The sequence below is a fragment of the Sinorhizobium sp. M4_45 genome (assembly GCF_002885915.1).
GTDB classification, from domain to species: Bacteria; Pseudomonadota; Alphaproteobacteria; order Rhizobiales; family Rhizobiaceae; genus Sinorhizobium; species Sinorhizobium meliloti_A.
This window is the reverse complement of record NZ_NWVE01000001.1, coordinates 251,567-271,841: the sequence shown is the minus strand read 5'-3', so window position 1 is coordinate 271,841 and position 20,275 is coordinate 251,567. Positions and strand designations below refer to the sequence as shown.

Genomic DNA, 20,275 nt, shown 5'->3' with positions numbered 1-20,275 from the left:
TCAACCGGCCCGTCGTGAGAGTATCGGCTAACGAGCCGCCGGGCCCTTGACGCGGCCGGAAAGCACGCCGAAGCCTTCGATGATCGCTTCGAGCTTGTCCATCCGGTGAAGCTCGAGCTGCACCTCCTCCATGGCGCGCACAAGCCGCTGACCCTGCTCCACGTCTTCGGACGCCGTGGCTTCCGCGATCTCGCGCTCGAGTTCCCGCTTCTGCCAGAGCAGCGCCTTCGTCCGCCGATGAAGCGTCAGGGCCTGAAGGTAACCTTCGCGTGCATCCTCCGGAGCCGCCGCCGCCGTTGCGGTCCAGAGCCGCGCATAGCGCACCTGCCGGTCCAGAGCGGCGATCAGCGTGGAGAATCCCTCCGCCTCGAGCTGCTCCATGAGGGTTTCCCGCGTGAGCCGCAATCCGTTCGCCGCCGCCGCGTTCAGAACCGCAGCCCAGCAGCGCTGCAGATCACGGTGGTCGAACTCGATCGTGGCAATCTCGTCATACTCGTCGAACAGCAATTGCGGATGATTGACGATCGTCAATGCAAGCACGCTCTCGCGAAGTACCGGCGGGCGAAGCGAGCCGCGGGCCTTCAGCATCTGATTGAGTTTGGAACTGCCGGCGGTCCCAGCCTCCACGGCCGCGCCCATGACCGGGTTGGGAGCCGGCGACCAGCCCCTGCCACCCTGCCTGCCCGCCTGCCTCCCGGCTCGCTCGAACGGCCGCCTCTCGCCTCTGAACGGCGCGCTCCCCTGGAGAAACGCATTCAGGCGGTCGCGCATGTCCTGCCCATAATGGCGGCGCACGCTCTCGTCGGCGATTACCGAGGTCACCTGCCGCAGCCGCGCTTCGAGTTCGGCGCGTTTTTCCGGCGTGTCGAAATCGCCGCCCTGCACCTCGCGCTGCCAGACCATGTCGGCGAGCGAGCGGGCATTGGCGAGCACCTTGTCGAAGGGCTCGCGTCCGTCATGGCGCACCATATCGTCCGGGTCCTTGCCCTCCGGCAACAGGGCAAAGCGCACGGACCGGCCAGGCTTCAAATGGGGCAGCGCGAGATCGACGGCCCGATGGGCGGCGCGCACGCCGGCGCCGTCGCCATCGAAGCAGAGCACCGGCTGGGTCGTCATCTTCCATAAGAGATCGAGCTGATTTTCGGTCAGCGCCGTGCCGAGCGGCGCAACGGCATTTTCTATCCCAGCCTGATGAAGCGCGATCACGTCCATATAGCCTTCGACGGCAATGATCGTGCCTGCGCCGTCGGCACCTTGCGAAGCCCGCCGGGCGCGGGCGAAATTGAAGAGCACATTGCCCTTGTGAAAGAGCTCGGTCTCGTTGGAGTTCAGATATTTTGCCGGGGCGTCCGGCGACATGGCGCGCCCGCCGAAGGCGATCACCTTTTCTCGGGCGGACGGGATCGGGAACATGATCCTGTCGCGGAAGCGGTCGTAGGAAACCGGAATGCCGTCGCCGTGCACGACGAGGCCGCAGGCCTCGATCTGCTCCTTGCCGATACCCTTTCCGGCGAGAAACTCCTTCAGTGCATTGCGGCTGTCGGGTGCAAAGCCGAGACGGAACGTCTCGATCGTGCGGCCGGTCAGTCCGCGCTCGCGCAGATAGGCGCGCGCCTTTGCCCCGTTCGCCGTCTGAAGCTGATCCTGAAAAAACTGCGTCGCCAGTTCCATGACGTCGAGCAGGCTCGTACGTTCCCGCTCGCGCTGCTCGGCCTGCGGGTCCGGCTGCGGCATCGGGACGCCCGCCAAATCAGCGATCTGCTGCACGGCCTCCGGAAAACTCAGGCCCTCGAGCTCGGTCAGGAAGCGGAAATGATCGCCGGAAACGCCGCAGCCGAAGCAATGGTAGCGGCCCTTGCGATCCTCGCAGTGGAAGCTCGGAGATTTCTCGCCGTGGAACGGGCAACAGGCCCAATAATCGCCGCGCGAAACATTGGTCTTGCGCCGGTCCCAGGTGACGCGCTTGCCGATCACGTCCGAAATGGGGACGCGGTCGCGTATCTCGTCGAGGAAGGACGGTGAAAAGCGCATGGTTACCTCTACCGCATGTCGCCCGAGCCCGTGCAGCGGCTTCGGGCAACGACATGCATGCAAACCTCCATATAAGCGGCATGGCCGAAGGAAGCCACAGGCAGCCTGCGCCTTGCCCGCTATTCACAGGTACGTGCTCGATCCAAGGGTAACGCTTGTCGGCCGGCGCGGCACGGGTCGTTTGCCGTCAGCGGCCTTGAGGAATGCGCGCCCGCCGTAGCGGGCGCTGCGGCTTACTTCAGGAGATCCTTGACCACCCCGGAGGCCTTGCCGAAGTCCATCTTGCCGGGATAACGCTCCTTCAGGGCATTCATGCACTTGCCCATGTCGCGCAGCCCGTGCGCACCGATTTCCGCGACGGTCTTGGCGCAGACTTCCTTGACCTTTTCCTCGGAAAGCTGCTCCGGCAGAAACTGGTTGATGATGGCGATTTCCTGCCGCTCCTGCTCGGCAAGCTCCGGCCGGCCGCCCTCGTCATAGACTCGGGCCGATTCCTCGCGCTGCTTGATCATCTTCGCGAGGATCTGCAGAATCTCGTCGTCGCCGACCGGGTCCTTGCCGTGGCCGCGATTGGCGATGTCGCGGTCCTTGATCGCGGCCTGGATGAGCCGGACGGTCGAGATGCGCCGGGTATCCTTGGCCTTGAGGGCTTCTTTCAGTGCATTGGCGAAATGCTCGCGCATGTCTTAACTCCATGTCGAAACCGACCCCAGGGCTCTGTCTGCGGGGGCCGGTTCGATGCGTCCTTTTGTCATCGTCTTAAACCAGTGCGGCAGGCACAATCAAACGTCTTTGGCAACCGATTGAATTATAACGCATTTTATTTCGGAACAATTCACAGCGTCTGGTTGACCTTGCCAGAGCCTTTGGCTATTTTCCGGCACCTGCACGTACATCGGCATGAACTTTCTCCCGCGGGGTTTCCGCGCGCCATGCCGCATGCGATCTGAAATGGCCCTGAACCGACCGGCTTTCAAGCCTCGCTTTCGGCCACAACGGGATAGAGACGATGACCGCGACACCCGCATGGACAATCCAGAAACCCACTGCCCTGCTCGTTCTGGCCGACGGCACGGTGATCGAAGGCAAGGGCATCGGCGCGACCGGTAAGGTTCAGGCCGAGGTCTGTTTCAACACGGCGTTGACCGGGTACCAGGAAATCCTGACCGATCCCTCCTATCTCGGCCAGATCGTCACGTTCACCTTCCCGCATATCGGCAATATCGGCGCCAATGACGAGGACATCGAGGATCTTACGCCTGCCGCCCGCAACGGTGCCGTCGGCGTCATCTTCAAGGCAGACATCACCGAGCCCTCCAACTACCGCGCCGCCAAGCACCTCGACGCCTGGCTGAAGGCGCGCGGCATCATCGGGCTCTGCGGCATCGACACGCGGGCGCTGACGGCCTGGATCCGCGAAAACGGCATGCCCAACGCCGTCATCGCCCACGACCCGGCGGGCGTCTTCGACGTCGAGGCGCTGAAGGCCGAGGCAAAGGCCTGGAGCGGCCTCGAAGGCCTCGATCTCGCCAAGGTCGCCACGTCCGGGCAGTCCTATCGCTGGAACGAGAAGCCGTGGGTCTGGGACGAGGGCTACTCGACGCTGGGCGAGACCGACGCCGCTTATCACGTCGTGGCTCTCGACTACGGCGTCAAGCGCAACATCCTCCGCCTCTTCGCCGGCCTGAACTGCCGTGTCACCGTCGTTCCGGCTCAGACGAGCGCCGAGGAAGTCATCGCGCTCAAGCCGGACGGCATCTTCCTGTCGAACGGCCCGGGCGACCCGGCCGCGACGGGCGAATATGCCGTGCCGGTCATTCAGGACCTTCTCAAGACGGATATCCCGGTCTTCGGTATATGCCTCGGCCACCAGATGCTGGCACTGGCGCTCGGTGCCAAGACCGAAAAGATGCACCAGGGACACCACGGCGCCAACCACCCGGTCAAGGACCACACCACCGGCAAGGTTGAGATCGTTTCGATGAACCACGGCTTCGCGGTCGATGCGAACTCGCTTCCGCAAGGCGTTGAACAGACTCACATCTCGCTCTTCGACGGCACCAATTGCGGCCTGCGCGTCGGCGGCAGGCCGATCTTCTCCGTCCAGCATCACCCGGAAGCATCGCCAGGCCCGCAGGACAGCCACTACCTCTTCCGCCGCTTCCTGAATCTCATTCGCGAGAAGAAGGGCGAACCGGCACTCGCCGAGCGCTGAGTTCTTTCAAGGCCCGCCTCGTGCGGGCCTTCTTGCATCAGCCGTCGACGAGACGCTCGGCGATGAAATCGACCGTTGCCCGTACGGAGGGGAGCTGCCCGCGCCGGTGCGGCATCAAGATCGTCGTCATCACTTTGCCGGCGGTCCACTTCGGAAGAATGCGGACAAGCGTGCCGCTTTCGATCTCCTGCTGACAAAGCTTGCCGGGCAAGGTGGTGATGCCGAGACCCGCGAGCGCAGCTTCTCGCAGGACGCGGGATTCGTCGGCCACGAAACGCGGCCTCGGCGAGACCGACACGGTCGCCCCATCGGCGCGCTCCATCACCCAGCCTTCGGACGCCAGCGACGTGAGCAGCCCATCATGACGATCGAGGTCCTCCGGGCGTTCGGGAGTGCCGTTCCCTCGCAAATAGAGCGGTGAGGCGACGATCAGCTTAGCCTGAAATCCGACGCGGCGCTGGACGAGGCCCGAATCCGGCAGCGGTGCGAAATGGTCTCGCACCGCAAGATCGAAGCCTTCCTGGATGACGTCGACAAAGCGGTCCGTCGCATGCAGCGTCACGCGCAGCTTCGGATAGGCAAGTGCGAGCTGCGGCAGGAGCGGCGCCAGGGATAGCTGCGCGGTCGGCACCGAAGCCGTGATCCTCACCGTGCCGCTGGGTTCGGCAAGTCTGCCCCTGACGATATTCTCCGCCGCTTCCGCCTCGATCATCATCGCCGCCGCGTGGCGATAGAAATCCTTGCCGGTTTCGGTCACAGCGAAATGACGCGACGTGCGGTTGATCAACCGGGCGCCGAGATCCTTTTCCAGTTCGGCCACGCGCTTGCTGAGCGTGGATTTCGGCAGGTTCAGCGCTCGCGCGGCCGGCGCGAAACCCCCGTGGTCCACGACGTGAACAAAGAACGTGAAGTCGTTGAGATTGGCCATGGTTTTCCATCATCCACAAGCGTGAACGATAGATCCACGCAGAGCCATCTAGCACAAGTTCGTCCACAGATGCATCTGTTGGTCATCATTATTGAACCGAAAGGAAACGAACATGGGCAACTATCAGGGAAAGAAGGCGATCGTCATCGGCGGGACCCACGGCATGGGCCTGGCGACCGTGAGACGGCTTGTCGAAGGCGGCGCCGAGGTACTGCTCACGGGCCGCAATGAGAGTAACCTCGCCCGCATTAGGGAGGAGTTCGGCCCGCGCGTGCATGCATTGCGCTCGGACATCGCGGATCTCAACGAAATCGCCGTGCTCGGTGCGACCGTCGGTCAGACGCTCGGAGCGATCGATCTCCTGCACATCAATGCCGGCGTCTCCGAGCTGGAGCCCTTCGACCAGGTGAGCGAGGCCTCCTATGACCGCCAGTTTGCCGTCAACACCAAGGGCGCCTTCTTCACCGTGCAGCGGCTGACGCCTCTGATCCGCGAAGGCGGATCGATCGTCTTCACCTCCTCCGTCGCCGACGAGGGTGGCCATCCGGGCATGAGCGTCTACAGCGCGAGCAAGGCGGCACTCGTCTCCTTCGCATCCGTGCTCGCCGCCGAGCTTCTGCCGCGCGGTATCCGGGTCAACAGCGTCAGCCCCGGCTTCATCGATACGCCGACCAAGGGCGTCGCCGGCATCACCGAAGCCGAGCGCGCCGAGTTCAAGACGCTCGGCGACAACATCACGCCGATGAAGCGCAACGGCACCGCGGATGAAGTGGCACGCGCCGTGCTCTTCCTCGCCTTCGAGGCGACCTTCACCACCGGGGCGAAACTCGCCGTCGACGGCGGCCTGGGCCAGAAGCTCTCGACCGCCGCCTGAATGATTTCGAGAAAGGTACGATCCATGAGCAGCATTTCAGTTCTCGGCATGGGCGCCATGGGGACGGCGCTTGCACGCACGCTCCTCAAGAACGGCCATAGCGTCACGGTCTGGAACCGGACGCGATCGCGCGCCGAGCCGCTTGCAGGTGCCGGTGCGAAGATCGCGGAAAGCCCGGCCGAAGCAATTGCAGCGAGCGAACTCGCCATCCTCTGCCTCGTCGATTACCCCGCCGCACGGGCGGTCCTGGAACAGGCGGAGGAGGCGCTTGCCGGCCGTGACCTCCTCAACCTGACCAACGGCACGCCGGGTGACGCCCGGGAACTCGGCACGTGGCTGGCGGCCAAGGCAGCGATCTATCTCGACGGGGGGATCATGGCGATCCCGCCGATGATCGGCGGGGCCGGCGCCCTGATCCTTTACAGCGGCTCGCGTGCGTTATTCGATCGGCACAGTTCGGCCCTCGAAGCCCTTGCCGAAAGCCGTCACCTTGGCGAAGACGAGGGATTGGCTTCACTCTACGACATAGCGCTGCTGTCAGGCATGTACGGGCTCTTCTCGGGCTTCCTGCACGCGAGCGCGCTGGTGACCAGCGCCGGAGGCAAGGCCGTCGACTTCCTGCCGCTGCTCCTGCCTTGGATCGAGGCGATGAGCGGTACCCTGCCCGACCTCGCCGGCAAGATCGATAGCGGCATGCACGGCCGCGATGTCGTCTCCAACATCGCCATGCAGAAGATCGCGCTCGCGAACATAGTGAGGGCAAGCGAAGAACAGGGCGTCGCTCCCGATTTCATGCAACCCATGTTGCGGCTGGCGGGCGACCGCGTCGACAGTGGGGGCCACGGCGACGACATCTCCGCCGTCGTCGAAGTGATCCGGAAGCGAAAGTGATTCTGTTCCAACGGGCTAGGACTGCTGCTTGAATCGGACTGGCAGATTGCTGAATCAAGCTCTGAACATGAAAAAGCCCGCCGTTGCAGCGGGCTCTTTCATGTGGGTCTGCAGGAGCATTACCTGCAGGCGGCGCAAAAGCGCTGGATGCGGCGGCAAGCCTCCTCCAGCAGCGCCTCGGAGGTCGCGTAGGAGATGCGGAAGTTCGGGCCGAGGCCGAAGGCCGAGCCGTGGACCACAGCCACGCCTTCCGTCTCCAAAAGCTCGGAGACGAAATCCTCATCCGTTTCGATGACCTTGCCCGAGGGCGCGGTCTTGCCGATCAACCCGGCGCAGGACGGATAGACGTAGAAGGCGCCTTCCGGCGTCGGGCAGGAAATGCCCTTGGCCTGGTTCAGCATCGAGACGACGAGATCGCGGCGGCCCTGGAAGATCTCCTTGTTGCGTCCGATGAAATCCTGCGGGCCGTTGAGCGCCTCGACGGCCGCCCACTGCGCGATCGAGGCGGCGCCCGAAGTCTGCTGGCCCTGGATCATGTCCATCGCCTTGATCAGATGAAGCGGCCCGGCCGCGTAGCCGATGCGCCATCCGGTCATCGCGTAGGCCTTGGAGACGCCGTTCATCGTCAGCGTGCGCTCGTAGAGGCCGGGCTCGACTTCGACGGGGGTCGCAAATTTGAAGTCGCCATAGGTCAGGTGCTCGTACATGTCGTCCGTCAGAACCCAGACATGCGGATGCTTCATGAGGACGTCCGTGAGCGCCTTGAGCTCCTCATGCGAATAGGCCGCGCCCGAGGGGTTGGACGGCGAGTTGAAGACGAACCACTTGGTCTTCGGCGTGATCGCGCGGTCGAGATCCTCGGCCTTGAGCTTGAAATTGTTCTCCTGCTTGGTCGAGACGAAGACGGGTGTGCCGCCGCACAGCGCCACCATTTCCGGATAGGAGACCCAGTACGGTGCCGGAATCACGACTTCGTCGCCCGGGTTGAGCGTCGCCATGAAGGCGTTGAAGAGAATCTGCTTTCCGCCGGTGCCGACGATCGTCTGCGCCGCGGTGTAGTCGAGATTGTTCTCGCGCTTGAACTTCTTCGCAATGGCTTCGCGCAGTTCCGGAATGCCGGAAACCGGCGTGTACTTCGTCTCGCCGCGATTGATCGCGTCGATCGCGGCCTTCTTGATGTTGTCAGGCGTGTCGAAGTCCGGCTCCCCTGCGCCGAGGCCGATGACATCGCGGCCTTTCGCTTTCAACTCGCGGGCTTTCTGCGAAACAGCGATGGTGGCGGACGGCTTTACGCGGGAAAGGGCATCGGCAAGGAAGGCCATGGTGTGTTTCCTGATCGTTTCGAGACGGCGTGAGACGCTACGGAACGGAAAACCGGGGTTCCCTAGCGGTTAGGTCTATGTCGAAAGACGCCCGGTCTTGCAAGCGCTTCAGGCGAAAAACGGCGGCAAGTCAGCGCAAAATGCGTCACCATGACAAAGTTTCATGGGTGCGATCAAAGCAATCGACCGAAACTGGATGACCTCGTGCGGCCGAGCGGCTGCCGGCGCACCATCGGTCGACGCGCCTCCGCCCGGATACTCCCGCGCTTTTTCGCGGCCGAGACGTGCCTTTTTTTCGCCACAACAACTGTCTCAGCGCGCCGCAATTCCGTCCCGCAAGAGCCGATTTCCAAGCGCCAATTCGCGATGCGGATGCATCGGCATCTTGGGGGTATGCTATGTTTCTCGATGATGAAGTCGCCGCCTCGCGCACCCGCCGCAACGAGGCACGCTGGGGTTTCTATATCGCGCTCGCCGCACTTGCGGCCTGCATCGTGATGGTCCTCGGATTGATGACGCAGGTGACGACGCAAGCCGACATCGGGCAGCAGCCCGCGACGGCCCACGTCCAGTCCGAAGCCGCGCGCCATGGCTGACAACGATAACGCGTCGCAGCCGAACGCCGACCTCTTCGCACGACTGTCGGCGATCCAGACAATCGTCGTTGCGATTGTCGCCCTATTCGCCCTTGCCGGCCTGATGCTCGTCGGCAAAGGCTTCTACGTGAAGGCCAAAGACGAGGTCGCGCGGTATCTGCTTCAGCAAAACTCCGGAGGACGACATCGTTCCGCGACGGAAGGCGAACCCCAGCCGACGCGCCTCGAGGCGATCCGAGAAGCGCCGGGACCGCTCACCACAGGATCGGTGCGATAAAGCCGTTTTGATCCGATTTGACTTGAAGGCCCGTGCGTGCCGCTCCAGTTTGCGCGTTGCTCGCGCGTTCGGACCTCCGAGACGGCACGATGCATTTGCTCAGACGGACGGACCGGAGGAATGCAATGCGGCACTCGCGCTGGAATACTGGCGGCTCAATGGACATCGGAACAGTGTTTACATTCTCGACGGCGGCTGCAGTCTCGCTCTTTCTTGCCTTCGCCTCGTCCCCTGCCGCTGCGCAGGAGAGGCGGGAATTTCCCACTCAGACAGGAACCGTTCTCGTCGAGACGCTTGCCTCGGGGCTGGAGCATCCCTGGGCGGTCGAAGCCATGCCCGACGGGGCGCTGATCGTCACCGAACGACCCGGCCGGCTGCGCATTCTGCGCGACGGCAAGCTGTCGGCTGCGATCAAGGGGGTGCCGAAAGCGGCCGCTCATGGCCAGGGCGGTCTTCTGGACGTCGCCCTTGATCGGCAATTTGCGACCAACAGGACGCTCTATCTCACTCTTTCCGTCCGCGGTGATGGTGGCTACGGCACCGTTCTCGTGCGGGCGGCTCTTTCGCAGGACGAGCAGAGCCTGAGGGATGTGAAGGAGATCTTCCGGATGAACAGGTTTACCCGGAAGGGGCAGCACTTCGGCTCGCGCATCGCCATCGACAAGGACGGCAGCCTGTTCTTCGGCATCGGCGATCGCGGCGAAGGCGAGCGCGCCCAGGACCCGCGCGACCATGCCGGTTCGATCCTCCACATCAACGCCGACGGCAGCATTCCCGCCTCCAATCCCTATCGCGGCGGCACCGGCGGCCTTGCCGAGATCTGGTCAATAGGGCACCGCAACCCCCAGGGCATCGCCTTCGATCCCGAAGACGGCAAGCTTTTGACCGTCGAGCACGGCGCGCGCGGCGGCGACGAGGTGAACAATCCGCAGCCCGGCAGAAACTACGGCTGGCCGGTGATCACCTTCGGCAAGGATTATTCCGGAGTGGAGATCGGCGAGGGCACCGCGAAGGAAGGTCTTGAGCAGCCGCTCTTCTATTGGGACCCATCAATCGCGCCCGGCGCGATCGCCGTTTATCGCGGCCAAATGTTTCCGGAGTGGAACGGCGACCTTTTGATCGCGGCACTGAAGTACCAGTTGCTTGCCCGCCTGGACCGCGACGAGACCGGCGCCGTGACCAATGAGGAACGGCTGTTCGACGGCGAATTCGGCCGCATCCGCGACGTCATCGTCGCTTCCGACGGGGCACTGATCATGGTCACCGACGAGGAGGACGGCGCAGTGCTCAGGGTCTCCAAAGCTCCGACGCAATGAGTCCGCTACGGAACGGCTGCCCAGCTTGGCGGCGACACGGAGCGGCTTGCCCGAAAAAAACGCAACTGATAGAGCGAGGTCGCAATCACCTGAGCAGCATGGCTTCGGAGTGATTCTCGAAAGTCGCGGAATATGGCGCGAAGATCGCGCGCCTCCCGTGAGCAGGACCACGACCCGGAGCCAGCGGTGACTCGCATTCAAGCCAATCTCTTCCTCCTGTTCTCCGGTGCAATCTGGGGTGCGGGCTTCGTAGCGCAGTCGACGGCGATGGACGCGATCGGACCGCTCTGGTTCATCGGCCTGCGCTTTGCGATCGCGACACTCGTGGCACTGCCCCTGGCGCTCCTTGAAAAGAGGCAGGCCGCTGCGCCCTTGCCGCGCAACGCCATGCGCAACTTCGTCTTCGTCGGACTGGCGCTTTTCGGCGGAGCCGTCACGCAACAATACGGCCTCCTCACCACCACCGTCACCAATTCCGGCTTCCTGACCGGGCTCTACGTGGTATTCGTCCCCGTACTGACTGTCGTCTTCCTGCGCCGCCGGCCGCACTGGGTCATCTGGCCGGCCGCCCTGCTCGCGGCTTTCGGCATCTTTCTCCTGAGCGGCGGCGCGCTTTCGGCGCTGACCGGCGGAGACATGCTGACGATCGTCTGTGCCCTGTTCTGGGCGGTTCAGCTGATGTTGGTCGGCTTATTCGCTCCGGCCACGGGCCGGCCGATGCTCCTGTCGATGACGCAGTTCGCCGTCTGTGCCGTTGCAGGCTGCGCACTGGCCGGGCTGCTCGAGCCGCTGAGCCTTGACGCGATCAGCGGCGCCCTCCCGCAGATCCTCTACGCCGGGATCTTCTCGAGCGGCATCGCGTTCATCTGCCAAGTCGTCGGCCAACGCTATACGACGGCGCCGCAGGCTGCCATCTTCCTCTCGAGCGAAGCGCTCTTCGCCGCCCTGTTCGGGGTGCTGCTGCTCGGAGAGACCATCACTCCGGTCGGCTACGTCGGCTGCGCAGTCATCTTCCTGGCGATGCTTGCGGTCGAGCTCGTGCCGGAACTGACGAAGAAACGTGGCGAGGCCGCGGAAGCTGCTGTCTGAACAGCGGTTTCTGCTGGCCGTTCCGTGCAATTTCTCCGCGCGCTTCGCATCGGGGTTAATACTACTAATACTCTCGGAAACCCCTCAATTTTGCTTGGAACTGTGAATTGCGCTTGAGCCGGCAATATATCCTGCAGTTTTTCTGTAGGCCTGCAGTCTATGGCCCCTCGCACCCGTGCGCTGCGTGAACGACGAGCGATATCAGGCGCTTGGACCGACAAACCAGGCTGCACAAAGTTGCGGCATACCCATGTGCGACGGAATTTGGCGCAAATGATCCAGCCGCATCCCGATCCATGGCCGAAAAGCTTTGAATTCAACAGCTTGCGATGCTTTTTGAACAGGCGAGTCTAAACGACCAACTGACCTCTTTTTGAGCAATGATAAGACGCAATACCTCGTCAGAAAAGTTTTGCTTGCCAATTCAAAATAAACCCATCACTCTTACTGTGTTCGGGCAATCTGCGAACACGGGAAGATCTTGAATAAAAGCGGGCCGGAGACGCAACCCACTCCGGGCGGCCAACGGGGGGAGGCTGTTATTCCTTCCTGCGGCTGGTCGCGATAACCAGGACCCTTTCCTCAATTGTCGAGAACTGCCCCCACGCCCATATCGGGCAAAACTGCAATGCTGCCCGCAACCCGGGTGGAGAGAAAAGGACCTGACGCATGGCCGAGACTGGCACTGTAAAATTCTTCAACACAGACAAGGGCTTTGGCTTCATCAAGCCTGAGAACGGTGGCGCGGACATCTTCGTGCATATTTCTGCCGTGCAGGCCTCGGGCCTGAGCGGTCTCACGGAAAACCAGAAGGTATCCTTCGACACCGAGCCGGATCGCCGCGGCAAGGGCCCGAAGGCGGTCAACCTGCAGATCGTCGGCTAACGCTGTTCTCTGCTGAAAGTTAAGTTCGAGCCCGGCAGTTTTGCCGGGTTTTTTCGTTCAGGCTCCGTTCAGTTTGTCTTATATAGACTTTGCTCATCATGAAATCCGGAAACCATCCGGTCGCATGCATAGGATTGAAGCCCATGAACAAATTCATCAAAGCAGCCGTCCTGTCGGTCGCCGCGGCCGCCATCGTTATCCCGACCTTCGGCACCGCCCAGGCAGGGCACCGCCATCGCAATAACGACGATGCATGGGTAGCGGGCGCCGTCGGCTTGGCCGCAGGCGCGCTCATCGGCAGCGCGATCGCCTCGCCGCCGCCGCCGCGCTATTACGGCGAGCGGGTCTATATCGATCCGGAGCCCGACTATTACGAGCCCCGCCCGGTCTATCGTCCGCGCCCGGTTTACCGGCCCGTCTATCGTCCGGTGGCGGTCGAGACCTACGGCCTCGAGCCCTGGACACCGGCTTGGTATCGCTATTGCTCGCAGCGCTATCGCTCGTTCAATCCGGACACCGGAACCTTCGTCGGCTATGACGGCCGCAGCCATTTCTGCAACGCCGGCTGAAAACCGCCGCGTATTAACCGAAAGGGCGCATGACTGGAGAAGTCATGCGCCCTTTTCTTTTTCGCACCCCTCGTCAAAGACCGCGGAGAAACGGGTTGGTGCGCCGCTCTTCGCCGATCTGGCCGCCCGGGCCGTGGCCGCAGATGAAGCCCACATTGTCTCCGAGCGGCAGTATCTTGTCCCGGATCGAATCCAGAAGCTGCTGATGATTGCCGCCCGGCAGGTCGGTGCGGCCGATTGAGCCGTGAAAAAGCACGTCGCCGACATGGGCGAAATTTTGTGCCCGGTTGAAGTAGACCACATGACCGGGCGCGTGGCCGGGGCAATGCAAGACCTCGAAGACGTGGTTGCCGAAGGAGACGGTATCGCCCTCTTCAAGCCAGCGGTCCGGTACGACGTTCTGAACCTTCATCGCGAGGCCGAAGCGCTCCGCCTGATCCTCCAGCCGTTCGAGCAGCGGAAGGTCGTCCTTGTGGGGTCCGACAATGTCGAGCCCCAGTGCTTCTTTCAATTCCTTGGCGCCGCCGGCATGATCGATGTGACCATGTGTGAGCCAGATAGCCTTCAACGCGATGCCGTTCTCGCGGATCGTCTGCAGGATGATGTCGACGTCGCCGCCGGGATCGACGACCACGCCCTCCTTGGTCTCGCTATCGAACAGGACAGTACAGTTCTGCTCGAAATGCGTTACCGGGATAATGCCTGCCTGTAACATCGGACCATGCCTCGCTCTTGCTCGTGAGGTAGCCTGGAAGTGAGAAGCCCTTCCCGATCCAGGCCGTTTTCCCAGCTATAGCGATAAGCGAGCGGTATGACAGTGCAAATCAGCGCAGGGCCACGATTTCCGAAGCCGGTGGCGAATAGTGTACCGTCGCGAGCAACAGCACCGAAACCACGAGCTTGGCTGTCACGACGACCACCACCAGCGGACGCAACCGTTTGGCGGCAAGCTTGGCATCGTCCGAAATCTCACCTTGCATCTCGTCACTCCCTGCTTGGAGCCATCCTGTGTCGGATAGAAATCGATAATTCAGCCGCGCGTTGCCGGCCAACAATAGAGCGAAGACTTCGTCGGCTTCCTTCAGTCCCGGCAACGCTTGGCGACGGCAATATGTTTCATCCCTGTATTTCGTGATGTGACGGGGGGAACATCCCTGCAGCGCGGCGCGTTCTGGCCTGCAAATGAAGGAGCAAGATGATGAAGACCCTCTCTCCAACTCTGTTCAAAGCGGCCCCGCTCAGAGCGGTTTTGGCAGCCGGCGCGATGCTCGCCGCCATTCCCGCAGCCCATGCCGAAATGAGCGCAACGACGCTGACGGACCTCAATGTGCGTGCGGGACCCGGCCCGCAATATCCTGCAGTCGGCGTCGCCACACGGGGCAGTGCTGCCGTGCTCGACGGCTGCATGGAGGGAAGCAACTGGTGCCGCATCGACGTCAACGGCTTGCGCGGCTGGGCTTACGCCCGTTACCTGGCCACGGACATGGGCGGTACGACAGCCGTTATCCAGGAACGCCGCACGGAACTCTCGGTCCCGACGGTCGCCTATGAGGGCGAGACCGTGGTGGCGCCGTCCGAACCGCTCGAACTGGTGGGTCCGGTCGAGCAGGTCGAAGCGGTGACTCCGCCTCCTACGGTGCGCACCTATATCACCGAGAACCCGGTCGACACCGTCTATGTAGAGGGAGAGGCCGTCGTCGGTGCCACGCTGCCGAACACGGTGGCCGTCCAGCCAATTCCCGACTACGAGTATCAGTACGTGACCATCAATGGCCAGCCCGTCCTTGTCGATCCGGGGACAAGAAGGGTCGTCTACGTCTATCGCTAAGCGTCAGGCGAAAAGCGGGAAGGCACAGTGGCGCAGCGACAATTCACAACGCTGCGTCATGGCGAATCACCCGTCGGAAGCGCGCCGGCAGGAGCGAGCACGAGCGATGCCGCTTTGAGGGTCCTCGTGCGCTCGCGCGCGCCCGAAATAAATTCCCGAAACAACTCAAGCGACTATCCCACAGGTCCGCTTCCGGATCGCCGCCTGTGGCCAACACCAGTGGTGGCAAAATTGACAATTCTCCCCGTCGGCTTCAACCTTCCCGTGCCGGATTGTCCGGTATGTCGCGGCTCTGGATGAGGGGTCGCAGGACGGAGGGATCGATGGAAGCATTAGTGCCTATCATTACCCAGTTGATTGCGGGGGCAGCTGGCGGAAACGCCGCCAGCGCCATGCTGAAGCAGCAGGCATTCTCAGTCGTGGCACGCACGATCGTCGGTGCCATCGGCGGCGTCGGCGGCGGGTTCCTGATCCAGATGCTTGGCGGAGAGGCCGCCGCGACCGGTCTGGCCATGCAGGCAATCGGCGCTCTCGTCGGCGGCGGCGTTCTCAACGGCATTGTCGGGCAGTTCGTCGGCAAGCAGGCGTGAGTCTTGAGGCGACATCCATCGCAATGCAAAAGGCGGCTGCGGCCGCCTTTTCTGCGTGTCGCCGAGGCGCCATGCGTGTCTTCGCTCTGAATGAATGCGACTCGATGGAAATATGTCAACCAAACTGACATATATTGCGGTATGTTTCGCGAACGGCATTTTCGATTGAAAGGATATGACCGCGTGGTCGGCCAGATCAGGAACAAGAGCGTAAGCGACAGCGCTGGCGAAGATGTGGACACGATAGATTTCGAGATCATCGAGTTGCTTTTCTTTGCCTATCGCGACTTCACCGGCGACCCGGACGCCATTCTCGAGAAGAGCGGATTCGGCCGCGCGCATCATCGCGTCGTGCATTTCGTCAACCGCGAACCCGGCATGACGGTCGCGGACCTTCTCGAAACGCTGAAGATCACCAAGCAGAGCCTTGCCCGTGTCCTCAAGCAGTTGATCGATTCCGGCTATATCCGGCAGGTAACCGGTCCCGAAGACCGGCGGCAGCGCATGCTCTACACGACGCCGGAAGGCCAGGCCCTGGCGCGGGCGCTTGCCGAACCACAGTCCCGCCGCATAGCGGATGCATTGGCAAGGGCCGGACCGGGTGCACGGGAAACCGTGAAGCGGTTTCTCGCCAACATGATGAACGACGTTGCGGGCTGATTCACTGTGCGGCGCTGCAGGGAAGCCGCCCGAGAGTCACACAACGATTCAAAATGTTACGCGACCTGTGCGCGTCTGATTGGACGTCGGCTCGTCGTTCGTGGCAGAACGGGTAGCCCCTTGAATGAGAATGGGAGACCGCGGCGCCTGTGCTGCACGGTCTCCGGCATTTTTGGCGCAGCCTTTCCGGCTTGACGGGCAATGAGGGTACCGAAAGATGATAGCAAAGGCGACAGTCTCCGACGATGCGGCACATCTTCTGGTCGTCGACGATGACCGGCGCATCCGCGACCTGCTCAACCGCTATCTGGTCGAACAGGGATTTCGCGTAACGACGGCAGCCGATGCCGACGAGGCCCGGCGAAAGCTGATAGGAATCGACTTCGATCTTCTGGTCGTCGACGTGATGATGCCGGGGGAAAGCGGCATCGCTCTGACGCAAAGTCTCAGGCAGATCAAGTCGGTGCCGATCATCATGCTGACGGCGCTGGCGGAGGCGAATTCGCGTATCGAAGGGCTAGAAGCGGGCGCCGACGATTACCTGCCGAAACCTTTCGAGCCGCGCGAACTCGTGCTCCGCATCAACAATATTCTGCGCCGCAACCAGCCGACACAGACACATAAGGTCGATCAGGTTATTTTCGGGCCCTACACCTTCTCGGTCGTGCGCAAGGAATTGCGCCGCGGAGCCGACCATATCCGCCTCACCGACCGTGAGCAGGAGATCATGACGCTGTTTTCGCAGCGCGCCGGCGAAACCATTCCGCGCCACGAGCTGATCGGCGACGACGCCGAGGTCGGCGAGCGGACGATAGACGTGCAGATAAACCGGCTAAGGCGTAAAATCGAGGACGATCCTTCCAACCCCGTCTGGCTGCAGACCGTTCGCGGCATCGGTTACCGGCTGAGCGTTGACTGACGATGGGCAGAAACGAGGGCCGGATCAAGGGCCATGGCAAGCTTTGACGGTTTGAAGCGCGAAGGAACGACACCCGCGGACGGCGGCTGGAAGCGCGTGGTCCGCTGGCTGCGGCGCCGGCTGCCGATGGGTCTTTACGCGCGCTCGCTTCTGATCGTCGTCATCCCGATGGTGCTGCTGCAGTCCGTGGTCGCCTTCGTGTTCATGGAGCGGCACTGGCAACTCGTCACCCAGCGCCTCTCCTCGGCGGTGACCAACGACATCGCCGCCATCGTCGACCTGATCACCACCTTCCCGCGGGAGGGCGATATCGACCAGATCGTCCGCATCGCCCGCGATCAGCTCGACCTCAACATAACCGTCGAGCCCGGCGGAGAGCTGCCGCCGCCGCGCCCCAAGCCCTTCTTCGAAATCCTCGACCAGATCCTCAGCGAGGAGATTTCGGACCAGATCCGGCGTCCCTTCTGGATCGATACGGTCGGCAATTCCAAGATCGTGGAAATTCGCATCAAGCTCGAAGACGACCGCATTCTCAGGGTCTATGCCCGCCGCAACCAGGCCTATGCATCGAACACACACATCTTCCTCGTGTGGATGGTCGGCGCGTCGCTCGTCTTGCTGACGATCGCGATTCTCTTCCTGCGCGGGCAGATCAGGCCGATCCTGGCGCTCGCCAGCGCAGCGGAGAGCTTCGGCAAGGGACAGAAGATCGACGATTTCGCACCGCGGGGTGCCAATGAAATTCGGCGGGCCGGTCTCGCCTTCATCCTGATGCGCGAGCGGATCGAGCGCCAGATCGAACAGCGCACCGCGATGCTGACCGGCGTCAGCCACGACTTGAGGACGATCCTGACCCGGTTCAAGCTGCAGCTGGCAATTGTGGGCAACAATCCGGACCTCGAAAGCCTCAACCAGGACGTGGAGGACATGCAGAACATGCTGGAAGGCTATCTCGCCTTCGCCCGAGGAGACGCGGAAGAGGATGTCGGCCAACTGAAACTCAGCGATCTGATGGCGCGGCTTTCGGCGGAGGCGGAGTTGTACGGCAAGACGCTGACGACCGCGATCCAGGGCGAGAACGAGATTCACGTGAGGCCGAACGCCTTCACGCGGCTCATCTCCAATCTCGCATCCAACGCCTATCGCTATGCGAACACCGTGCATATCGAGGCCCGCCAGAGCGCGAAATGGCTGACCATCACAGTCGATGACGACGGTCCGGGCATTCCCGAGCGGTCACGCGAAGACGTGTTCAAACCGTTCTTCCGCCTGGACGAAGCCCGCAATCTCGACAGTTCCGGCACGGGCCTCGGCCTTGCCGTGGCCCGCGACATCGCCCGCAGCCATGGCGGCAATGTCACGCTCGCAGACAGCCCCCTCGGCGGCCTGCGCGCGACGGTGCGTGTGCCGACGTAAATTCGGGGACGTTCACATCAGCTTCTTGCCGTTCGGCACCGGCTTGTCGGTGGATGCGAGCACGATCGCACCGGCCTCGTCTTCGAAGCCGAGCGTGAGCACCTCGGAACGGACGGGGCCGATCTGGCGCGGCGGGAAATTGACGACACCCAGAACCTGCCTGCCGACGAGTTCCTCGGGCTTGTAGTGCGCCGTGATTTGCGCGGAGGATTTCCTGATGCCGATGTCAGGACCGAAATCGATCTTGAGCTTGATTGCCGGCTTGCGCGCCTCGGGAAAGGGTTCCGCTTCCACGATTGTACCGACACGTATGTCGACGCGTTCGAAATCGGCGTAGGAAATGATTTCAGTCATGAATGTTCCCCGGATCACGTCGATGGGTCGATTCGACGTACGACCGGAAACGTGAACGATTGCGACAACTTCAGAGTGAACTGCGAGACGCGCCGTCTCGCCTGGAATTACCCGGCCAGTTCTTCCGCGCGCTTGCGCGCCGCCTCAATGGCCCGGTCGAAGAGCGGCTGCATGCCGTCATCCGCCATCAATACCGCCAGTGCAGCCGCCGTGGTACCGCCGGGCGAAGTGACGTTCTGGCGCAGGCGCGCTGCATCGTCGGGGGACTGATGGAGGAGTTCACCAGCCCCCGCGACGGTTTCCCGAGCAAGACGCATGGCTAGGTCCGCCTCGAGTCCGGCCTTGCGCCCGGCCTCCGCCATGCACTCGACGAGATAAAACACATAGGCCGGGCCGCTGCCGGAGACGGCGGTCACGGCATCGATATCCGCTTCGCTCCCGACCCATTCGACGGGGCCGCTGACTTTCAGCAGATCATGCACCAGGGCGCGCTGAGCATCGCTGACGCGCGCATTCGCGAAGGCGCCGGTCACACCACGTCCGATCATGGCTGGCGTATTCGGCATGGCGCGCACCGTCGCCGCCTCACCCAGGTGCCGTTCGATGAAACGGAGCGTCTTGCCGGCGGCCACCGAAACGATCACGGTTTGCGGACCGACGAGCCCTTTCAGGGGTGGCAGCACCGTTTCCATCACCTGCGGCTTGACCGCGATGAAGATCGCGCCCGCCTCGGCGCCCGCCGGAGCGGAGGTCACATGTTGCACACCGCTATCCGCGAGCAGCTTTGCCATCGCCGGTGACGGGCCCGGATCGATGACGAGAACGTCGTTGCCGCGCACTCCGCTCTTCAGCCAGCCCGCGAGCATGGCGCCGCCCATATTGCCGGCGCCGACGAGCACGATCGGACCCGAAACGGCAAAGCTCACTTCATGCCTCCCCAACGGTCTCGAACAATACCGCATCGACCGCGCGCTGCGCATCCATGCCCGACCAAACGACGAACTGGAACGCTTGGAAATAGGACTCGCAGGCGTCGAGCGCGTTCGACAGGAGCACCTCGACCTGCTGGTTCGTCGGTTCCGCTCCACCGGCGAGCAACAGAGATTGCCGGAAGATGATGACTTCTTCTTGGCGCCAAAGATCGAAATGACCCATCAGCACCTGGCCGTTGATATGGGACAGAAGTCGTATCACCTCGTTTGCGCGGCTGTCCGGCACCTTGATGTCGAAGGCGCAGGCCAGATGCAGCGCCTCGAACTCCTCCATCCAGGAAAAGGAAACGTGGTAGTCCGCCCACCTGCCTTCGACGGTCATGGCAATCTCGTCCTCGCCGGATCGCTCGAACGACCAGTCATTGTTCGCGGCAACGAACTCGATCATATCGACCGGGTTGGACTGGCGCTCGACTTCCATTTCCAAAAGGCTCATGCATCACCCTAAAGGCGCGGCTAAGGCGCACAAAGTCACGCTCACAGGACGCAACACTGCAAACCCAATACCGGATACGAACACACT

General features: G+C 62.5%; 23 protein-coding genes. 14 read left to right on the top strand and 9 right to left on the bottom strand.

The genetic code is table 11. The annotated features are described in order from the left end of the window. Positions 1–27: 27 nt before the first annotated feature. Both dnaG and CN933_RS01325 read right to left on the bottom strand, forming a co-directional pair. Entirely contained in the window at positions 28–2,031 is a 2,004-nt protein-coding gene (gene dnaG / locus CN933_RS01330) for a DNA primase (RefSeq protein ID WP_018095618.1), read from the bottom strand. A 233-nt stretch (positions 2,032–2,264) separates the two neighbouring features. Then, the gene (locus tag CN933_RS01325; protein ID WP_018095619.1) at positions 2,265–2,714 is read right to left on the bottom strand and encodes a GatB/YqeY domain-containing protein; all 450 of its coding nucleotides are present in this window, start codon (positions 2,712–2,714) and stop codon (positions 2,265–2,267) included. Between the two features lie 326 nt (positions 2,715–3,040). On the opposite strand from CN933_RS01325, the gene carA reads away from it, so the two are divergent. Then, a complete protein-coding gene (carA, locus tag CN933_RS01320; protein ID WP_018095620.1) occupies positions 3,041–4,246 on the top strand; it encodes a glutamine-hydrolyzing carbamoyl-phosphate synthase small subunit in 1,206 nt (401 codons plus the stop codon). Positions 4,247–4,283: 37 nt separating this feature from the next. Here carA and CN933_RS01315 read toward each other — a convergent pair whose 3' ends face one another. Continuing rightward, positions 4,284–5,174, bottom strand: coding sequence for a LysR substrate-binding domain-containing protein (locus CN933_RS01315; RefSeq protein WP_018095621.1), 891 nt, complete (start codon positions 5,172–5,174; stop codon positions 4,284–4,286). Positions 5,175–5,286: 112 nt separating this feature from the next. On the opposite strand from CN933_RS01315, the gene CN933_RS01310 reads away from it, so the two are divergent. Then, positions 5,287–6,048 carry an SDR family oxidoreductase gene (locus CN933_RS01310; RefSeq protein WP_018095622.1) on the top strand — a complete coding sequence of 254 codons (762 nt, stop codon included), beginning with the start codon at positions 5,287–5,289 and terminating at the stop codon, positions 6,046–6,048. 24 nt (positions 6,049–6,072) lie between these two features. Beyond that, positions 6,073–6,939, top strand: a complete 867-nt coding sequence (locus tag CN933_RS01305) for an NAD(P)-dependent oxidoreductase (protein WP_018095623.1) — start codon at positions 6,073–6,075, stop codon at positions 6,937–6,939. 119 nt (positions 6,940–7,058) lie between these two features. Here CN933_RS01305 and CN933_RS01300 read toward each other — a convergent pair whose 3' ends face one another. Beyond that, positions 7,059–8,261 carry a pyridoxal phosphate-dependent aminotransferase gene (locus tag CN933_RS01300; protein WP_018095624.1) on the bottom strand — a complete coding sequence of 401 codons (1,203 nt, stop codon included), beginning with the start codon at positions 8,259–8,261 and terminating at the stop codon, positions 7,059–7,061. A gap of 398 nt (positions 8,262–8,659) precedes the next feature. Here CN933_RS01300 and CN933_RS01295 point away from each other — a divergent pair, with 398 nt between their 5' ends. The 6 genes from CN933_RS01295 (at position 8,660) to CN933_RS01270 (ending at position 12,993) form a co-directional block, all read left to right on the top strand. Continuing rightward, positions 8,660–8,857: a hypothetical protein gene (locus tag CN933_RS01295; RefSeq protein WP_018095625.1), complete on the top strand. Its 198-nt coding sequence runs from the start codon at positions 8,660–8,662 to the stop codon at positions 8,855–8,857. After that, complete coding sequence (locus tag CN933_RS01290) at positions 8,850–9,134, top strand: membrane protein (protein WP_018095626.1); 285 nt, start codon at positions 8,850–8,852, stop codon at positions 9,132–9,134. Before CN933_RS01295 ends, CN933_RS01290 begins: the two co-directional genes overlap by 8 nt. Before the next feature lie 125 nt (positions 9,135–9,259). Then, positions 9,260–10,450, top strand: a complete 1,191-nt coding sequence (locus tag CN933_RS01285) for a PQQ-dependent sugar dehydrogenase (RefSeq protein ID WP_018095627.1) — start codon at positions 9,260–9,262, stop codon at positions 10,448–10,450. Between the two features lie 186 nt (positions 10,451–10,636). Beyond that, the gene (locus CN933_RS01280; protein WP_026168662.1) at positions 10,637–11,539 is read left to right on the top strand and encodes a DMT family transporter; all 903 of its coding nucleotides are present in this window, start codon (positions 10,637–10,639) and stop codon (positions 11,537–11,539) included. Positions 11,540–12,208: 669 nt separating this feature from the next. Next, complete coding sequence (locus CN933_RS01275; protein ID WP_003532915.1) at positions 12,209–12,424, top strand: cold-shock protein; 216 nt, start codon at positions 12,209–12,211, stop codon at positions 12,422–12,424. Positions 12,425–12,567: 143 nt separating this feature from the next. Beyond that, entirely contained in the window at positions 12,568–12,993 is a 426-nt protein-coding gene (locus CN933_RS01270; RefSeq protein ID WP_018095629.1) for a BA14K family protein, read from the top strand. A 73-nt stretch (positions 12,994–13,066) separates the two neighbouring features. Here CN933_RS01270 and CN933_RS01265 read toward each other — a convergent pair whose 3' ends face one another. Further along, entirely contained in the window at positions 13,067–13,708 is a 642-nt protein-coding gene (locus tag CN933_RS01265) for an MBL fold metallo-hydrolase (RefSeq protein WP_018095630.1), read from the bottom strand. Between the two features lie 109 nt (positions 13,709–13,817). Continuing rightward, on the bottom strand, positions 13,818–13,973 hold the full coding sequence (locus CN933_RS01260) for a hypothetical protein (protein WP_080636519.1): 156 nt from the start codon (positions 13,971–13,973) through the stop codon (positions 13,818–13,820). A gap of 218 nt (positions 13,974–14,191) precedes the next feature. Between CN933_RS01260 and CN933_RS01255 the strand changes: the two genes are divergently transcribed. From CN933_RS01255 to CN933_RS01235, 5 genes are all read left to right on the top strand, one after another. Beyond that, on the top strand, positions 14,192–14,821 hold the full coding sequence (locus CN933_RS01255) for a DUF1236 domain-containing protein (RefSeq protein ID WP_018095632.1): 630 nt from the start codon (positions 14,192–14,194) through the stop codon (positions 14,819–14,821). 323 nt (positions 14,822–15,144) lie between these two features. Then, positions 15,145–15,411, top strand: coding sequence for a hypothetical protein (locus CN933_RS01250; protein WP_018095633.1), 267 nt, complete (start codon positions 15,145–15,147; stop codon positions 15,409–15,411). A 141-nt stretch (positions 15,412–15,552) separates the two neighbouring features. Next, the gene (locus CN933_RS01245) at positions 15,553–16,071 is read left to right on the top strand and encodes a MarR family winged helix-turn-helix transcriptional regulator (RefSeq protein WP_018095634.1); all 519 of its coding nucleotides are present in this window, start codon (positions 15,553–15,555) and stop codon (positions 16,069–16,071) included. Positions 16,072–16,288: 217 nt separating this feature from the next. Continuing rightward, complete coding sequence (locus CN933_RS01240) at positions 16,289–16,990, top strand: response regulator (RefSeq protein ID WP_013844742.1); 702 nt, start codon at positions 16,289–16,291, stop codon at positions 16,988–16,990. Between the two features lie 33 nt (positions 16,991–17,023). Beyond that, positions 17,024–18,406, top strand: a complete 1,383-nt coding sequence (locus tag CN933_RS01235) for an ATP-binding protein (RefSeq protein WP_018095635.1) — start codon at positions 17,024–17,026, stop codon at positions 18,404–18,406. A 12-nt stretch (positions 18,407–18,418) separates the two neighbouring features. Here CN933_RS01235 and CN933_RS01230 read toward each other — a convergent pair whose 3' ends face one another. From CN933_RS01230 to CN933_RS01220, 3 genes are all read right to left on the bottom strand, one after another. Next, positions 18,419–18,760, bottom strand: a complete 342-nt coding sequence (locus tag CN933_RS01230; protein ID WP_018095636.1) for a tRNA-binding protein — start codon at positions 18,758–18,760, stop codon at positions 18,419–18,421. Positions 18,761–18,867: 107 nt separating this feature from the next. Continuing rightward, a complete protein-coding gene (proC, locus tag CN933_RS01225; RefSeq protein ID WP_018095637.1) occupies positions 18,868–19,686 on the bottom strand; it encodes a pyrroline-5-carboxylate reductase in 819 nt (272 codons plus the stop codon). A 1-nt stretch (position 19,687) separates the two neighbouring features. Next, entirely contained in the window at positions 19,688–20,188 is a 501-nt protein-coding gene (locus CN933_RS01220) for a type III secretion system chaperone family protein (protein WP_018095638.1), read from the bottom strand. Between the last annotated feature and the right edge of the window lie 87 nt (positions 20,189–20,275).

Bases quoted from the DNA above. Each gene is read 5' to 3' on its own strand.
- CN933_RS01245 (WP_018095634.1), top strand. From the start codon at position 15,553: ATGTTTCGCGAACGGCATTTTCGATTGAAAGGATATGACCGCGTGGTC.
- CN933_RS01220 (WP_018095638.1), bottom strand. From the start codon at position 20,188: ATGAGCCTTTTGGAAATGGAAGTCGAGCGCCAGTCCAACCCGGTCGAT.
- CN933_RS01260 (WP_080636519.1), bottom strand. From the start codon at position 13,973: ATGCAAGGTGAGATTTCGGACGATGCCAAGCTTGCCGCCAAACGGTTG.
- CN933_RS01270 (WP_018095629.1), top strand. From the start codon at position 12,568: ATGAACAAATTCATCAAAGCAGCCGTCCTGTCGGTCGCCGCGGCCGCC.
- dnaG (WP_018095618.1), bottom strand. From the start codon at position 2,031: ATGCGCTTTTCACCGTCCTTCCTCGACGAGATACGCGACCGCGTCCCC.
- CN933_RS01310 (WP_018095622.1), top strand. From the start codon at position 5,287: ATGGGCAACTATCAGGGAAAGAAGGCGATCGTCATCGGCGGGACCCAC.
- CN933_RS01275 (WP_003532915.1), top strand. From the start codon at position 12,209: ATGGCCGAGACTGGCACTGTAAAATTCTTCAACACAGACAAGGGCTTT.
- CN933_RS01305 (WP_018095623.1), top strand. From the start codon at position 6,073: ATGAGCAGCATTTCAGTTCTCGGCATGGGCGCCATGGGGACGGCGCTT.
- CN933_RS01295 (WP_018095625.1), top strand. From the start codon at position 8,660: ATGTTTCTCGATGATGAAGTCGCCGCCTCGCGCACCCGCCGCAACGAG.
- CN933_RS01235 (WP_018095635.1), top strand. From the start codon at position 17,024: ATGGCAAGCTTTGACGGTTTGAAGCGCGAAGGAACGACACCCGCGGAC.
- carA (WP_018095620.1), top strand. From the start codon at position 3,041: ATGACCGCGACACCCGCATGGACAATCCAGAAACCCACTGCCCTGCTC.
- CN933_RS01285 (WP_018095627.1), top strand. From the start codon at position 9,260: ATGCGGCACTCGCGCTGGAATACTGGCGGCTCAATGGACATCGGAACA.
- CN933_RS01325 (WP_018095619.1), bottom strand. From the start codon at position 2,714: ATGCGCGAGCATTTCGCCAATGCACTGAAAGAAGCCCTCAAGGCCAAG.
- CN933_RS01315 (WP_018095621.1), bottom strand. From the start codon at position 5,174: ATGGCCAATCTCAACGACTTCACGTTCTTTGTTCACGTCGTGGACCAC.
- CN933_RS01240 (WP_013844742.1), top strand. From the start codon at position 16,289: ATGATAGCAAAGGCGACAGTCTCCGACGATGCGGCACATCTTCTGGTC.
- CN933_RS01230 (WP_018095636.1), bottom strand. From the start codon at position 18,760: ATGACTGAAATCATTTCCTACGCCGATTTCGAACGCGTCGACATACGT.
- CN933_RS01250 (WP_018095633.1), top strand. From the start codon at position 15,145: ATGGAAGCATTAGTGCCTATCATTACCCAGTTGATTGCGGGGGCAGCT.
- CN933_RS01290 (WP_018095626.1), top strand. From the start codon at position 8,850: ATGGCTGACAACGATAACGCGTCGCAGCCGAACGCCGACCTCTTCGCA.
- CN933_RS01265 (WP_018095630.1), bottom strand. From the start codon at position 13,708: ATGTTACAGGCAGGCATTATCCCGGTAACGCATTTCGAGCAGAACTGT.
- CN933_RS01255 (WP_018095632.1), top strand. From the start codon at position 14,192: ATGAAGACCCTCTCTCCAACTCTGTTCAAAGCGGCCCCGCTCAGAGCG.
- CN933_RS01300 (WP_018095624.1), bottom strand. From the start codon at position 8,261: ATGGCCTTCCTTGCCGATGCCCTTTCCCGCGTAAAGCCGTCCGCCACC.